The organism is Enterococcus sp. DIV1090, assembly GCF_050537975.1.
Taxonomy (GTDB): Bacteria; Bacillota; Bacilli; order Lactobacillales; family Enterococcaceae; genus Enterococcus; species Enterococcus faecalis.
The window spans coordinates 2,688,566-2,704,053 of the sequence record NZ_CP172917.1; the positions used below are offsets into that span (position 1 = coordinate 2,688,566).

Annotated in this window: 15 protein-coding genes; 6 read left to right on the forward strand and 9 right to left on the reverse strand. The window is 39.5% G+C overall.

Going from position 1 to position 15,488, the window contains the following annotated elements:
* Positions 1 to 50 precede the first annotated feature (50 nt).
* A complete protein-coding gene (locus IGL48_RS13090; protein WP_016618603.1) occupies positions 51 to 626 on the forward strand; it encodes a YcxB family protein in 576 nt (191 codons plus the stop codon).
* A 712-nt stretch (positions 627 to 1,338) separates the two neighbouring features.
* On the opposite strand, the gene IGL48_RS13095 is transcribed toward IGL48_RS13090, so the two are convergent.
* The 3 genes from IGL48_RS13095 to yfmF form a co-directional block, all read right to left on the reverse strand.
* Positions 1,339 to 2,205 (reverse strand): RodZ domain-containing protein, encoded by an 867-nt coding sequence (locus IGL48_RS13095; protein ID WP_002360992.1) that lies wholly within the window; start codon positions 2,203 to 2,205, stop codon positions 1,339 to 1,341.
* 167 nt (positions 2,206 to 2,372) lie between these two features.
* Entirely contained in the window at positions 2,373 to 3,677 is a 1,305-nt protein-coding gene (gene yfmH, locus IGL48_RS13100) for an EF-P 5-aminopentanol modification-associated protein YfmH (RefSeq protein WP_048949511.1), read from the reverse strand.
* Positions 3,670 to 4,938 carry an EF-P 5-aminopentanol modification-associated protein YfmF gene (gene yfmF / locus IGL48_RS13105; RefSeq protein WP_048949510.1) on the reverse strand — a complete coding sequence of 423 codons (1,269 nt, stop codon included), beginning with the start codon at positions 4,936 to 4,938 and terminating at the stop codon, positions 3,670 to 3,672. Before yfmF ends, yfmH begins: the two co-directional genes overlap by 8 nt.
* Positions 4,939 to 5,146: 208 nt before the next feature.
* Between yfmF and mscL the strand changes: the two genes are divergently transcribed.
* Positions 5,147 to 5,593 carry a large conductance mechanosensitive channel protein MscL gene (gene mscL / locus IGL48_RS13110; protein ID WP_048949509.1) on the forward strand — a complete coding sequence of 149 codons (447 nt, stop codon included), beginning with the start codon at positions 5,147 to 5,149 and terminating at the stop codon, positions 5,591 to 5,593.
* Between the two features lie 40 nt (positions 5,594 to 5,633).
* Here mscL and IGL48_RS13115 read toward each other — a convergent pair whose 3' ends face one another.
* The 4 genes from IGL48_RS13115 to treR form a co-directional block, all read right to left on the reverse strand.
* The gene (locus IGL48_RS13115) at positions 5,634 to 6,350 is read right to left on the reverse strand and encodes a WxL domain-containing protein (protein ID WP_048949508.1); all 717 of its coding nucleotides are present in this window, start codon (positions 6,348 to 6,350) and stop codon (positions 5,634 to 5,636) included.
* A gap of 97 nt (positions 6,351 to 6,447) precedes the next feature.
* A complete protein-coding gene (locus IGL48_RS13120) occupies positions 6,448 to 7,164 on the reverse strand; it encodes a WxL domain-containing protein (RefSeq protein WP_048949384.1) in 717 nt (238 codons plus the stop codon).
* A gap of 97 nt (positions 7,165 to 7,261) precedes the next feature.
* The gene (locus tag IGL48_RS13125; protein WP_048949559.1) at positions 7,262 to 7,957 is read right to left on the reverse strand and encodes a WxL domain-containing protein; all 696 of its coding nucleotides are present in this window, start codon (positions 7,955 to 7,957) and stop codon (positions 7,262 to 7,264) included.
* A 401-nt stretch (positions 7,958 to 8,358) separates the two neighbouring features.
* The gene (treR, locus tag IGL48_RS13130) at positions 8,359 to 9,072 is read right to left on the reverse strand and encodes a trehalose operon repressor (protein WP_002354877.1); all 714 of its coding nucleotides are present in this window, start codon (positions 9,070 to 9,072) and stop codon (positions 8,359 to 8,361) included.
* Positions 9,073 to 9,333: 261 nt separating this feature from the next.
* On the opposite strand from treR, the gene IGL48_RS13135 reads away from it, so the two are divergent.
* From IGL48_RS13135 to IGL48_RS13145, 3 genes are all read left to right on the forward strand, one after another.
* The gene (locus IGL48_RS13135; RefSeq protein ID WP_048949538.1) at positions 9,334 to 12,078 is read left to right on the forward strand and encodes a glycoside hydrolase family 65 protein; all 2,745 of its coding nucleotides are present in this window, start codon (positions 9,334 to 9,336) and stop codon (positions 12,076 to 12,078) included.
* A 14-nt stretch (positions 12,079 to 12,092) separates the two neighbouring features.
* Positions 12,093 to 12,743: a beta-phosphoglucomutase gene (gene pgmB / locus IGL48_RS13140; RefSeq protein WP_002419627.1), complete on the forward strand. Its 651-nt coding sequence runs from the start codon at positions 12,093 to 12,095 to the stop codon at positions 12,741 to 12,743.
* A gap of 460 nt (positions 12,744 to 13,203) precedes the next feature.
* The gene (locus IGL48_RS13145) at positions 13,204 to 13,797 is read left to right on the forward strand and encodes a PBECR4 domain-containing protein (protein WP_048949539.1); all 594 of its coding nucleotides are present in this window, start codon (positions 13,204 to 13,206) and stop codon (positions 13,795 to 13,797) included.
* Between the two features lie 240 nt (positions 13,798 to 14,037).
* Here IGL48_RS13145 and pepG1 read toward each other — a convergent pair whose 3' ends face one another.
* Together pepG1 and IGL48_RS13155 are read right to left on the reverse strand one after the other, a co-directional pair.
* Positions 14,038 to 14,181 (reverse strand): type I toxin-antitoxin system toxin PepG1, encoded by a 144-nt coding sequence (gene pepG1, locus IGL48_RS13150; RefSeq protein ID WP_002392696.1) that lies wholly within the window; start codon positions 14,179 to 14,181, stop codon positions 14,038 to 14,040.
* A gap of 343 nt (positions 14,182 to 14,524) precedes the next feature.
* Positions 14,525 to 14,650 carry a hypothetical protein gene (locus IGL48_RS13155; RefSeq protein ID WP_002383214.1) on the reverse strand — a complete coding sequence of 42 codons (126 nt, stop codon included), beginning with the start codon at positions 14,648 to 14,650 and terminating at the stop codon, positions 14,525 to 14,527.
* Positions 14,651 to 14,933: 283 nt separating this feature from the next.
* Here IGL48_RS13155 and IGL48_RS13160 point away from each other — a divergent pair, with 283 nt between their 5' ends.
* Positions 14,934 to 15,467: a CPBP family intramembrane glutamic endopeptidase gene (locus tag IGL48_RS13160; protein WP_002385180.1), complete on the forward strand. Its 534-nt coding sequence runs from the start codon at positions 14,934 to 14,936 to the stop codon at positions 15,465 to 15,467.
* Positions 15,468 to 15,488 lie beyond the last annotated feature (21 nt).

A 15,488-nucleotide genomic window follows, 5' to 3' on the forward strand; every position in this document is an offset into this window, starting at 1 on the left:
ATCAATAATCTATAGGTATTTTAAAAATTAAAATTCAATGGAGGTTATGCATGGTTTTTGACTATAAATTAGAAGAAGATGAATATTATAAAGCAATTAAGCTGTATACTAGAAAATTTACTAAAACCGGAAAGCGTAAAATAAGAATTACTTATTTTGCTGGACTAGTTTTATTGATTTCTTCTGCGTATATGTTTACATCGATATTTAAACAATACCTTTCTTTCAAACAATCACTTCCTGACTATGTAGTTAGAGAACTACTTAATAAATTATTTACGCAAGGTTTTGGGTATATACTAATACTCATTATATATCTGGTATTAGGAGTTTTTTTCCTTTACAGTGCATACAATTATCCAAGTACTAAGATTATTAACAAAAATACAGATCAGAAAACTTTAGAACCAAGAAAAGTTAAAATTAATGATTCTGGCATTGTTTACTGGCAAGCAAATAATGAAGAAGATAAAAAATCACACTTATGGAATGACATAGAAGGTGTTTTTGAGACTGAAGAATTTTATTTAATGAAAATCGATAAAAACAAAATTTTTATTTTACCTAAGAGAATGATTTCTACAAAAATTCAAAGTAATTTTATAGAGAAACATGTTACGAATTGAAATAAGCTTCTAGAATGATAGTTACTTTGTGGTGAAAAATATACAACGAAAGAAAATATAGGAATCCCCATATAGAATCCTTACATTGACTCTATAATTTATGAGACGGATGAATTATAATTGACCCATCCGTTCCATTTCATTTTAGCTAAAAAAACATATCATCTTCTCTAGTACGAGTAAATCACGTTCAAATAAACTATTGAGAGACGATATGCTATACTAATGATTCTATCAAAAACGTTAAGATTAATAGACAACATTTCAATGACTACAATGAAGTCGAAATAAAAGGGTTTAGTCCTAGAAATGAGAAGGCCCTTCCAAAAATTGTTCTTTAAATTCCGAAAATTTTCGGGTTATTTTCGAAGTAGTTATTTCTGTTCCTCCCCTATTTATCGTTTTTTAATCCTAGGATAAAAAGCGGTATTATATGTGAAATTTACCGTCAAATAAAAATAGGCGTTGAACCAGATTTTGGAAATCTGAAAGCCAATTTTGCGTTCAGTCAATTCTCTGTCAGAAGAAAAGATAAATTGATACAGAAATTAGGATTGGCATCCATGGAATTAACATTAAGGAAAAGGAAATGGAAAAAGAATAGAAAGAATATTAGCCAAAAAATAAGTGTTCAAAATGAGCCACCTCATTTTGAACACTTATTTTCTTTTAAAAAGACTTTTGAACCCGTCTTTGTTCTTTTTATCCTCTTCTAACGATACGTAATCCCTAATGTAACATCCTTACGAATTAAAACTGGCGTTTTTTCCAGTGTTAAATCGGCGCCATCTACTTGAATGGCGACGTTATTTGAGGCGCCTAGAATCAGTGTTGCATTGGCGGCATTCGCAGGTAAAGCTGTTGTTTCTGTTTCTCCTGCTTGCAGGGTGTGTTGGTAGGTGTAGTTGCCATCGACCATCACGCCAATCCAGCAAGAGCCTTCAGTCCCTTTAAAGGTAATGTTGATTGGACTATTCGCATCTTTAACCGTTGCAGTCACTTGATTGTTGGCATCGCTCACCACAGCCACAGCTGTTTTCTTCTCTGGTTCGCTTGAAGAAGACGGCGGTGTACTACTTTGTGTGCTACTTTCTGGGGCTTGACTTGATTCTTTGGGCTTTTCCACACTGGCACTAGTTGCCGGTGTTTGAATAATCGGTTCGGCTTTTTGATCTTGCCACATAATGTACAGCACTACGACCGCAATGGCTAAACCAATTAACGAAAAGGCAATGGCTGGTAAGTTCCGCAGTAACCAACTGGATTGCTTTTCTTCGTCATGCAATTGCTTACGTGACCCTTCAAGCTCTTCATACACTGGCTTGGGTTCTTCGACAATTGCTGGTTCTTTGCCATCATAGATATCTACCAATTGATTGCCATCTAAGCCGACCGCACTTGCATATTGGCGGATAAACGCCCGCACATAAAAGGTGCCTGGTAAGGACTCAAAATCGTTTTGTTCAATAATTTCTAAATATCTTTTTTGAATTTTTGTCATTTGTTGCAGTTCATCAATTGAGATGTTCTTCTGCAATCTTGCTTCTTTTAGTGTTTCTCCAATATTTACGCTGGCCACTCGTCCATCTTCTCCAGTCTATTTTGTTAATTTATCGATTGTCTCATCAGTCTTTTTCAATTGCCAAGGAAAACATTCCCGTCCTTTAAGAATACCACAAAAGAAGCCAACTGAGGATAACAAAATTGAAAGATTTCAAAGATTTTTCTTTTTCTTAAACAGTTGGTTTATTGCTCGGTTTCTCCTTTAGGATACATGTAGAAACGGCTCAATCCTTCTTCACGAATAAAGGTCTCTGCTACTTGGCGGACGTCGGCTAATTGAATGCTTTCAATGACTTCAATCTTATCAAACAGCGTGGTTTCCCCAAACAATGATTGTGAAAATTGGTTGGCGATATACTCTAAAGAGTTTAAGGATTGGAAATATTTACCAATCATTTTTTTCTTCAATAAGGACAAATTTTCTTCCGTTAATTCTGGACTTGTTGTGGCAGATAATAAAATAGCTTCAATTCGTTCTGCTAAGACTTCTGGTTGCTCACTATCGCCGCCAATATCCGCAAAATGGAAACTGCGATCTAAATTAAAGTCATAACTAAAACTATCATCTAACAAGCCTTCATCATAAAGAGCCAAATAGTTTTGAGAGGTATTACCAAACAATAATTGTAACAACAAGTTCACGGTGACTTGATATTTCATTAAGTCACGACCCGTTGTTGGCACTTCATCTAAGCCTTTCAAGCCAACAAGCACTTTTGCCCGTGTGACTGCCATTTCAATGGCGCTCTCTTTGACAATGTCAGCAGCTGTTTCTTCAGGAAAATGCCGACGAATAGGTTGGGCGGCAGGAAACTCTTTCGCCGCTTGGTTTTCACGAATGAACGCCATTAACGCTTCAGGGTCCATTTTCCCTACCACGAATAAGGTCATATTACTTGGATGATAAAACGTATTGTAGCATGTATACAAATCTTCTGCGGTAATCTCCGCAATACTTGCCACTGTGCCGGCAATATCAATATGCAATGGATGCTTCGGATAAAGGTTGCCTAAAACCCCAAAGAACAAGCGCCAGTTAGGATCATCTAAATACATTTGAATTTCTTGTCCAATGATGCCTTTTTCTTTTTCGACCGTTTCCTTCGTGAAATACGGCGATTGCACAAAATCAAGCAACGTTTCTAGATTTTGTGTCACTTGATCCGTCGTTGAAAACAAATAACTCGTTTTCGTAAAACTGGTAAAGGCATTCGCTGAAGCTCCTTGTTGTCCAAATTTTTGGAAGACATCGCCATCTTCTTTTTCAAACATTTTATGTTCTAAAAAGTGGGCGATTCCGTCAGGTACTTCAATCATTTCCTCTTGACCAATTGGCACGAACGTGTTGTCAATGGAACCATAATCGGTCGTAAACAAGCCATACGTTTTTTGGAAATCATTTTTCGGTAATAGGTAAACTTTTAAACCATTCGCCAGTGTTTCTGTATACAATGTTTCTTTAATTTGTGCATAGTCTTTTTTAATCATTTTCCGTTTCTCCTTCCAAAAAGAAGATCGCTTGAAGTTCCAAGCGTTTGGCTACTTCTTGGATTTCTGGAATAGTCACGGCATTAATCCGTGCAATCCATTCCTCCGCCGTCAGCATCGTCTGTGGCATTAATTCGTTCAAGTATTCTTTTTCCAGCCACGCGCCTGCATTATCTAACGCTAAGATATACTGATTTTTTAGCATTGCTTTCGTTTGTTCAATTTCTAATTCGCTAATCTTACCTAAGCGAATATTTTCCAATTCTGTCGAAATCAAACGCAAGACCTGATTCCGATTTTTGCCATCGATCCCTGTTTGAACCGTCATGAAGCCACGGAAAGTGTCGATACTACTAGAAGCATAATACGCTAAATGCTCTTTTTCACGGACATTCATAAATAATTTAGAATGCGGGAAACCGCCAAAAATCCCATTAAACACTTGCAACGCAAAATAATAGCTATCGCCATAATAAATATCTGTGTTATAAGCCAAGTTTAATTTCGATTGGGCTAACACCTCACGCTCGGTCCGCTCTTCAATCACGTTGCGAATTGGTTGATTGTAGAAAATCGCGGCTTTGCCTTCTTCACGAGGCGTAAACGGTAATTGCTTGAATAATGGCACTAACTCCGCCTCATTGACATCACCTAAAACAAAAATATCCACTTGATCTTCCGCCAGCATTTTTTGATAATATGCTGCTAATGACGCCGCTGTTTCCTCAGCTAACGCCGCAACGGTCCCGAAACTAGGAATTTTTTGATCCTCCGATTGATTAAAATAGACACTTTGAAGCGCCAAAGAAGCATAGGTTTGCTTATCCTCCACAATACTTTCCAAGTACGCTTTCAAGTTCTCTTTCTCCCGTTGGAAGGTTTCCCCCTCAAATTGGCCCGCTTGAATATTGGGGGCAAAAATAATTTCCTTCAAAAAGTCCACCGCTTCGGCGAGAACCTGACTATCCTGTAAATAATGATCATTGACAATGTTCATAGAAACATTAAACCAATGTTGATTGCCTTTTTTGGAAACGCCAATCCCAAAGCTGGCGCCGTAAAGCTCCGCCAAACGCTCACTTAACTTGACTTGATTCGGGTAATTCAAGCTGTTGGTTTCCATCAAACTGGACAACAGCGTTCTTTTTGTAATGGTTTCATGATTTAATCGTGTATTAAAGCGGACTAAAAGACGCACCGTTTTATATTTTTCTGTAGGAATGACGTGTAAATTCACGCCTTTAACTAATTGAACAGACATTGCCGCATCGCTCCTTCATTTGCTTCATCTTACCTAAAGAATGCTGTGAAATATATGTATCGCGTAAATTCTAAAGCATTTTTTAATGTTTTTTCCAATAGCTCCATTATAACACAGCTTCAGGTGCTTTCTGAATGATAAGAGTTTTTCAGTTCAAATTTTCAAGAAGATTCGGTATACTGTTTTTAAAGTGAGGAGGGAAAAAAGAATGATTAAAGAATTTAAAGAGTTTATCATGCGCGGAAGTGTCTTAGACCTAGCCGTCGGTGTTGTCATTGGTAGTGCGTTTACAGCGATTGTGACACAAGTGGTGGAAGGCTTGATTACCCCGTTAATTAGTCTGATTTTTGTCTTGACGACTGGGAAAAAGAGTGCCGACGATGCATTGGGTGCCCTTGTCTATAAAGTCGAAGGCGTTGAATTCAATATTGGTAGCGTGATTAGTGCACTTATTACATTTTTAATTACCGCCTTCGTCCTCTTCTTGATTGTCAAAGCGGCCAACAAAATGAAAAACCGCGGCAAAAAAGAAGAAGCGGCAGAAGAAGAAGTGGTACCAACGAGCGAAGATTACTTAAAAGAAATTCGCGACTTGCTAGCGGCACAAACGCCTGCTGAAACTGTCAAAACAGACAGCACTTTCACAGAGAAATAAGCAAAAAGTCATCCTGAAGGGATGACTTTTTTGTTTGGACTTACACAGATGGTCCTGCGACGAGGTTCCACGTGATACTGCCTGTGTAGGCCCCTGCTTTAATATTGTTGGCTGGTGTTGTGATGTTTAAAGCTGTATTAAACAGTGAAAATTGCCATAACCCTTGGCCTTGACCAGCTGCTGCGTTGGCCATTAATTGGGCTTCCCCGCCTAAATCAAGGGTCCAATTTTGCGGAGCAGCCAGTTGTGGTCTGACTTCTGGCGTAGAGACGGCTGTCGTCAGAGCTACATAGCTATTGCTTGTTGCCTCGTATTCCAAATCAAGTTGAGTAATCAGCGCCACTTTAATGTTGCCTTGTAAGCTTTCAGTGCCTAATTTTAGGCCATTAGATTGGGCCGTTAAATGCCAGCCTTCTTTGCCGCCGCGTACGTCACCGACACCAATCATTTCTGTATGGCCGTTGGTGGCTTCGGGGTCTCTTTGGTTAAGAATTGGTTTCGTTAAATCATCAGAAATTGATAATTTCCCAAAATTAAATTCGCGAGGAATAAACAGTAAATCAAAGTTACTATTTGAGCCACTCGGGTCTGGATCAACGGTATTGGCATCGCCGTTGCCATCTGGCAACGTGCCGCCTGCAAATTCTGCTGTAACTGGTGTATCTCCTGTTGTCACAGCCTGTGCCGAAAGAGGTGCTAAACTTGCGCCTACCACTGCGCTACCAACTAATAAACTTGTCATCATTTTCTTTTTCATTTGTGTTCTTCTCCTTTACGATTGAATGATTATTAGAGGGCAGACCAGCAGCAGTTACCAGCTGATGGTCCGTCCTCTGTTCTTTTGTTGCTTGTGCTTAGATAGATGGACCTGCGACAAGGTTCCACGTGATGTTACCTGTATAGGCCCCTGCTTTGATGTCATTAGCTGGGGTTGTGATGTTTAAATAGGTTTTGAACATTGAAAATTTCCATATACCTTGTCCTTTTCCTGCTGTGGCATTCGCAAGGAGCGTTGCATCCCCACCCAAATTCAGTGTCCACCCTTGCGAGATAGCAACCTCTGGACGTACTGCAGAAACTGCAGAATCATCCACACCGGAAGAAGTATAACTATTGGTAGTTTCATCGATTCTTAAAGCATACGTACTTATCAAACTAGTTGTGATATTTCCTTGTAGACTTTCACTCCCCAGCTTCAAGCCATTCGATTGAGCAGTAACATGCCAGCCCTCTTTCGTTCCCCGTACATCACCTACTCCTACTCCTTCTACATGTCCGTTAGAGCCTTCGTCGACTTTATTAGGAATTGGTTGGGTTAAATCATCGGAAATTGACAATTTCCAAAAATCAAATTCTCTGGGAATAAACAGTAAATCAAAATTACTATTCGTAGCACCTGGATCAGGTCTTACTGTATTCGGGTCACCACTAATATCAGGTAAACTTCCGCCTTCAAAGCCAACTGTGACTGGTGTATTCCCTGTCGTAGTCGCTTGTACCGAAAGTGGGGCTAAACTTGCGCCAACGACTGCGCTACTAACCAATAAACTTGCAATCAGTTTCTTTTTCATTTATGTACATCTCCTTTACGATTGAATGATTATTAGAGGGCAGACCAGCAGCAGTTACCAGCTGATGGTCCGTCCTCTGTTTTTTTGTTGCTTGTGCTTAGATTGATGGTCCTGCGACAAGGTTCCATGTGATGTTGCCTGTGTAGGCACCTGCTTTGATTTGTTGGTAAGGGGTAGTGACGTTTAATGTCAGATCTTTTAATTCAGTAGCCCACAGTCCTTGACCTTTGCCTGCCGTTGCATTAACTAATGTAACAGCACCACCCCCTAACTTTATATTTGTTCCAATAAAATCTGGAGTGCTAGGATCATCTTGACTATTGACTACTGAACTTGGCATGTAGAAGCCTTTACCATCTGTTCCCGTTGTAAATTCAGAATAATAAGATGGCATGGTAAAGTTAAGCTCTCCATCTAATTTGTCGGTCCCGTTAATCATCTGAGGAATTTCTGCGGTTAGATGCCACCCTTCCTTTGTACCGCGTACATCCCCAATATGAACAAAACTACGGAATCCATTTTTTTTAATAGCTGAGACATCTTCTCCAATTTTTGAAGAAACAAAACCTATAACTTTTGGAATAGCAAGTAGGTCAAAATCCGTGTTAGATGTTCCTGGGTCAGGAGCCGTTGTCTCACCATTATTACTACCTTGGTCTGGCAACACACCTCCACCAAACTCTACCTGCACTGGCGTATTCCCTGTCGTTACAGCCTGTGCCGAAAGTGGTGCTAAACTAGCGCCAACGACTGCGCTACCAACCAATAAACTTGCCATCATTTTCTTTTTCATCATAATATGTACGTCTCCTTTTATTGTATGAATTTTCAGAGCGCGTGGTGCCTTTCTTCTGCGCTTCCGAAGCTATGTTCTTATTATACAAAATTCTGCCTTGTTTGTGATTTCAAATATTTAACAGCGCTTCGTAAAATCTGACGGTTCCTTTAAAACCAAGCGTTTCTCGTGGTTTTAAGTCCCAATTTCAGCACTTTTTGATATTCACAAATGTTATTTAATGGTTTTTTCCTCCAATTGATTTAAAAAACAAGGAGAAAACGTCAAAAAGTAGAGGTCTAACTCTTACTTTTTGACGTTTTCTCCTAAAATCTTATACATTTACCGGCGGTTCTTGCGAAAAAACCGTCAATTTTCATTTAATGACAGCCGTTTTTGTATTTGTTCGTCACTAAGACTTACAATTTACGGCGACGGGCGAACTCCACAAACTTAAATTTGTTTAAGCGGTGACGGGATTCCGTATAGCCAAAACAGCGGGTATCTTCCAAGTTCATGATACTACGGACCACGACGACATGATTGCCTTCGACTTCACCAATCAGCTGTTTGTCCATCTCTGTGAGCGGTTCCACGGTAATCTCTTTCTGGGCATAACTAATCGCCAAGCCAAGGTCGTTTTCCAGATAATCGAAAATCGAATCTTCGGCACGGTGCTTCGGCAGTTCAGGGACAATCTCTTTAATCAAGTAATCAATATCTAAAATATCGACTTCCCCTTCAATCTCCCGTTGCCGAACTAAGCGCCACACAGGGGCCCCTTCCGTCCAACCAGTCAACTGAGCCAAGTTGCGCTCCACAGGAATTTCTTCTAAGGAAACCACATGAGTATGACTTTCAATATGTTGCGTTTGTTGTAACTCCTTGTAACTGGTCACCCCTGAAATAGGAAAATTAAACTTTTTAAAGTTGAGCACAATCGAGCCTTTGCCTTGTTTTTTCTGAATGTAGCCAGCGTTAATCAGTAAATTCAAGGCTTTCCGAATTGTTTCACGGGAAACATTGTAAGTTTCCACTAATTGATTTTCACTAGGTAATAAATCGCCTGGCTGATAGTCGCCTTGGACAATTTGTTGTTCTAATTCTAAAAATATGTCATGAAACTTGTTCATGCCGATCCTCCTCTACCAACAATTTCTTTTCTAAAAGCATAGCATATTCCCTCCGAAAAACCTAGAGCTGGTCAGAAAAATCCCCCGCACTTTCTGCCTTGCTTACGCCACTTACTCCCCCAGCCAAACCACTGCTTGACCGCCTTTTTTTCGGACCCAGCGCAGTCTGTTACAGGCCCCTTCTGGAAAACTTTTCCCAAGAATCTGGGGAAAATCCTTGTAATTCTGATTCGTTCATACTATACTGTAGTCAAATGAAACATGTCTATACAAGTTTACAAGGAGGCGCCAAACATGACCATTTTAGAATTAACATTCGCAACGAACCAACTAACGACGACTTTTTTTAACCATAAATTGGAACCGCTTCACCAAAAAACGTTCCCTTTTGAAGCTTTGACTATCGAAGAAACGGTTCCTGAACTGTGCCAATTGATTGTGGCAGAGGCTGCGCCGATTCTGGGAGGGATTGTGGCTGATTTCCCAGCGGACTTCTTTTCGCCAGAGGAAACGTTGGCGCTGGTTCCGCAAGCGGTGATTCAAGCGTTCGCAGAACAGTTGAACACGCCACTTTTAACGGCAGCCGAACAAGCGGCGGCACCGAATCTGCTGGCAGCATTTGAAGAAAAACGGCAGTATCTAGCTTGGCATTTGGACTATTATGGCTACGTGCCTGGGAAAAATGAATATGCGGTGGAGTCCCTGTTAACTGTCGGCAATGGCTTTTTAGGCTTGCGCGGCACGACACCTGAGATGACGATCTCTGATGATCATTATCCAGCGACCTACATTGCGGGGCTTTATAATACAGCGGCTTCGGAAGTTGCGGGTCAAGTAGTGGAAAATGAAGATTTCGTCAATGCTCCTGACAACCAACACATCGCTTTAAAAATTGGCGATGCCACCGACTGGTTAACGATTTCTCCAGACACGCTACAACAATTACATCGTCAATTGAACTTGAAAACGGGGTTGTTTGTCGCAGAAATGATTTTGAAAAATGCGGACAATCAGCAAATTAAATTAACGACGAAAAAAATCGCCAATATGGCACAGCCGAATGACTATCATCTGCAATATACGTTTGAGCCGTTAAACTTTTCAGCCCCGATTACTTTGAAAACCGTCACGGATGGCAGTGTCTACAACTATAACGTAGCGCGGTATCGCAACTTAACAGCGAAACATTTTCAGGTGACAGCATTAAGCGCGCAGGAAAATAAAACCGTGATTGAGGTTTGTACCAATCAATCCAACTTAAGCGTCCGAGAAACGGCCTTGATAACCGGTGATTTTTTTGAAAAAAAAGCCATTATGATTCAAGAAGAAGCGGAAAAAATCGCCCAAGTGGTGACCGTGATGGCGCACCAAGGAACGCGCTATACGCTAGAAAAACAAGTCTTTGTACAAGCCAGCCACGCCGAACAAAGTTGGCAGGTACCGTTTACGCCGAAGGACTCTTTTGCGGCCGCCGCTCAGGAAAGCGCCCGCGCTTGGCAAACTCTTTGGCAACAAGCCAACATTACCGTGACAGGCGATTTGATGTCTCAAAAACTTTTACGGATTCACAGTTATCACTTGCTGGCTTCGGCTTCGCCTTTTAGTAACCAAGTCCAAGCATTGGACGTCTCGATTACCGCCCGAGGCTTGCATGGTGAAGCGTATCGTGGACATATTTTCTGGGATGAAATTTTTATTTTACCTTTTTATATTCAACATTATCCTGACACGGCGAAACAATTGTTGCTGTATCGTTACCACCGATTAGAGAAAGCGAAGGAGAATGCGGCGGCCAGCCAGTATCGTGGCGCAATGTATCCGTGGCAATCAGGGCGTGATGGGCGTGAAACCACGCAAAAACTTCACTTAAATCCGTTGAATGGACATTGGGGCGAGGATCATAGTATTTTGCAACGGCATGTGTCCTTAGCGATTGCTTACAATGCTTGGTTGTATTGGCATAGTACACAGGATCATGAATTTATGAAACAATATGGCGGCGAAATGTTGTTAGAAATCGCTCAATTTTGGAACAGCGCTGCGACGTTAGATGACGCAACAGGACGGTTCTTTATTGATAAAGTGATGGGACCTGATGAGTTTCACGAGGGCTATCCAGACCAAGCGGAAAGCGGCTTGAAAAACAACGCCTATACGAATTTGATGGTGGTTTGGCTATTCGAAGAATTAACCAACATTTTGGCACTTTTCTCTGAGGAAGAACAGGCACAACTTTTTGCCAAAACGCAGACCACTTCGGATGATTTAGCCCGCATGCAGCAAATTCAAAATTCACTGGAAATTGAAGTTAATTCTGACGGCATTATTGCGCAATATGAAGGGTATTTCGGCTTAAAAGAGATTGACTGGGCAGCGATGAAAGAGAAATACGGCAATATTTACCGCATGGATCGAATTTTAAAAGCCGAAGGAGAATCTCCCGATGATTACAAAGTGGCGAAACAAGCCGACACGTTAATGTTGTTCTACAACTTAGACAAAACTCGGGTGGATCAAATTTTAGAAGATTTAGGGTATCAATTGCCTGCGGATTATTTGGAAAAAAATCTTTTGTATTATCTAAAACGGACGTCTCATGGTTCGACTTTGTCACGAATTGTTCATGCCCAATTGGCAGAAATGGCGCAATTCCATGAGCTATCTTGGCAACTTTATCAAGAAGCGTTGTATTCCGATTATCGTGACATTCAAGGTGGCACGACCGCTGAAGGGATTCATACAGGGGTCATGGCTGCGACGATTCACGTTACTTTAGCGACGTATGCAGGCGTTGACACGCGCCAGAAAGAGTTATCAATTTGTCCAAACTTACCTGAACATTGGCAAGCGCTGGCCTTCCAGTTTATTCATCAAGGCGTGACCTATCAATTTTCATTAACACAAACCAGTGTCACGATTACAGCAGATAAAGACACACAATTATTGGTTCAGGGCGCGTTGATTCCGTTAACCGCCGAACGACCAAAAGAAGTACATTATCAATAAAGGAGCGAACCACAATGACGATTGGATTTATTTTTGATTTGGATGGTGTCATTACAGACACCGCCAAATTTCATTATCAAGCTTGGAAAGCGTTGGCCGATTCGCTAGGTATCCCCATTGACGAAACCTTCAACGAAACATTAAAAGGCATTAGTCGGATGGATTCCTTGGACCGCATTTTAGCCCATGGCCACCGTGAAAATGCGTTTACTCCAGCAGAAAAAGAAGCCTTAGCTCAGCAAAAAAATGACCACTACGTTCAATTATTAGAACATTTAACAACAGAAGATGTTTTACCTGGTGTCGTGCCATTGCTACAGCAAGCCCAAGCACGTCACATTCCCTGTGCCGTGGCTTCGGCTTCAAAAAACGCACCTCTGATTTTGGAAAAATTAGGCGTGCGCGCGTACTTCGCCACAATTGTCGATCCCGACTCGTTAAGCAAAGGCAAACCTGATCCTGAAATCTTTTTAGCCGCCGCTGACAGTATTGGCGTGCTACCGCAAAACGCCATTGGCTTTGAAGATGCACAATCAGGCATTGACGGCTTGAAAGCCGCAGGCATCTATGCCGTCGGCTTGTCGGCAAACCAATCCTTACTCGGAGCCGACATACAAGTCTCTGAAATGACTGAACTAAGCGTTGATGCACTGCTCAATCGCTAAAGAAGGACAAGAACCTTTAGCAGCAGGCACCTCTTTTCATCTACATTGTATCTATGCTAGAATGTAGATGAAAAGAGAGAGATGCTTCAACATACCTCTCTAGTGTAGAGCCGTTTGAGACGGTGACCGATTTTGTTACAAAAAATAACCGTACTCGATCAAAGTTGACGGTTATTTTTTTTGTCATTACACTCCATTATTGGATTAAAAAGGATTGAGTTGAACGTGGTTCTGTGGTAGACTTTTATTAGAAACAAGTAGATGTTTCTTGATGATCAGGCATCATAATAACTCAATACTGAAATCGGAAGTAATAGCCGATAGTTGGCGAGCAACAGAAAAACTCGATATAGAATTGGACGTAGAGCCAATAGTTGGTGAGCAACAGAAAAACCTGAATTATATTTGAAGTTTAAAGAAGGCAAGCTAAGCTTGGCTTCTTTATTTATAGGAGAAACTAATGATTGAGAAAAAAGATTTTGACACAATTAGAAAGGCGTTCTTAATTTATGACACCAACTTCAATAATCATATGTTCACTTATACATATCAACATCGAAAAACAAAGAAATTGTTAAAAATGAACGTTCAATTTGAAGCTGGGAATTTTATGCATTTATGCGGAGTTGACTATTATCAAATAGATAAACAAGGGAGCTGTAAATTTCGTTTTAAGGCTACTCAATTTTACAGAGCTTTAAAAAATAATAAAGTTTCACTGCGCGGGATTAAACCTAAAGATGATGGAACCACAGGCCAAAAATTACAAGTAATTCCTCTATTAGAAATGCTTATTTCTCCAGGTGTACGAATATGCGATGGAGGAAAATTTTATAATTTACAGTATGAAAAAGCAATTCGTTCAGGCAAAATGATTGTGGCGTTAACATGTAAAGAGAATAACAAAAAGTACGTTCCACAATCTTTATTATCGTTAATAAATCAGCCACGAAAGAGCCAATCGAAATCTTTAACTGAATCCCATGAAGTAATTAAAATAAGTAAGTCTGAGCTGAATAGCACCTCAGTAATTGAAGTTTACGATAAATTTTAACAAAAAAGCGGGCTAAACAGACTATAGGCAAAGAGAAAAAGCCCAGAGGTTTTTCTCCTCTTTAACAGCTTTTAGGATTTCACGGATTAACGCTAAATTTATTCGTGCTTTTCGGGAAAATGTGCTATAATGAAAATGAAAAGAGAGATATGCTTCAACATACCTCTCTGATGTAGAGCCGTTTAAGACGGTGACTTTTTGAATTATTTAAAAATAACCGTACTCGGTCAAAGTTGACGGTTATTTTTTATTGTCATTTTTAAGCAATTTCACAATCAGCGCAATCAAAGCAATGGTAAACATACCAAACCCTAGGATCGTCTGAATTGTTTCATATGCTGACAACAGGCCTCTCCTTTCTGTAAATTTTGGAAGTACGCTCATACGCACCACCTCACTTTCAGATTAGATAGCCACCGTGTTAACTTCTCTACACTTATAGTATATCATGAATAACTAATAAATATTCAGGTTGCAATATATTTTTTTAGATAAATGTGCTATAATGAAAACGAAAAGAGAGATATGCTTCAACATACCTTTCTGATGTAGAGCCGTTTAAGACGGTGACCGATTTTGTTACAAAAAATAACCGTACTCGATCAAAGTAAACGGTTATTTTTTATTGTCATTTTTAACAGCTTTTTAGTTTCCAAGGACCAATACTTTACTATTAGCAACGAAGTTCATGGTACTTTGTGCTTGTCTCCACGTTCATTTCTTTTGCTTATTGTTTAAATCCTACTAACGGAAAAATGAAATCAACGAATTTTATCCCCGCATAAAAACATAGGGCAAACATCAAAATCTTAATTAAGATTTTGACAATTGGTCGTTCAGTTATCTTTTTCATTTGTATACTCCTTTCCAATATTTTTAAAGCTCCAACCTTTTTAATCTTTTTGACATCTATATTTTATCTAATTATAATAAAACTCACAATAGAGGAAGCATCATTTTTTCATTTCCTTTTTATTCCTTGATTAGTAGTTCAATTTGTAAACATATCATTCTGACAAAATAGAAAAGGAGGTTGTTATAGTATCGAAACAAAATTATCTACAAAGAAAAAAACACTTCTTTATCTCCTGTTCACTTTTTTGACAGCCTTACCCAGCATAGAAGCATTAACTGGAATGAGCTTAATAGCTATAAAAAATAACGAAAAAGCCTTGATTATCTTTGATAGTGTACTATCTTTAATTATTATTATCGTGCTGTCAGTTTTCTATAAAAAAATAGTAAAGAAAAAAAAGCAAGCTATCTTTAAAAGTCTATTACTAGCTATTGGCATGTTCTTATTTTCTATTATTCTAAATTTACTTTTCTCACGCATTCCTACTCCAGAAAATCAACATTATATTAATGAAGTCCGAAATGTAGCACCTGTTTTAATGGCCCTTCATACTAGACTCTTTTCACCTATAATAGAAGAACTCTTGACTCGTGGCATTTTTATGAACTTATTTTTTATAAAAAACACCTCTCGAAGTGTCTTATGTAAAATATTTTTTTCTGGTCTTTTTTTTGGTCTTAGCCATGGACTATTACCATCAATTTCCATGCTTTTTTATTGTGGAATGGGCTGGGTTTTAGCCTCTACCTATTATTTCTGTAATAACAATCTCACGTATCCTCTTGCGATTCATTTGCTATTAAATAATTTATAATACACTAAAAAAACCGCCCAC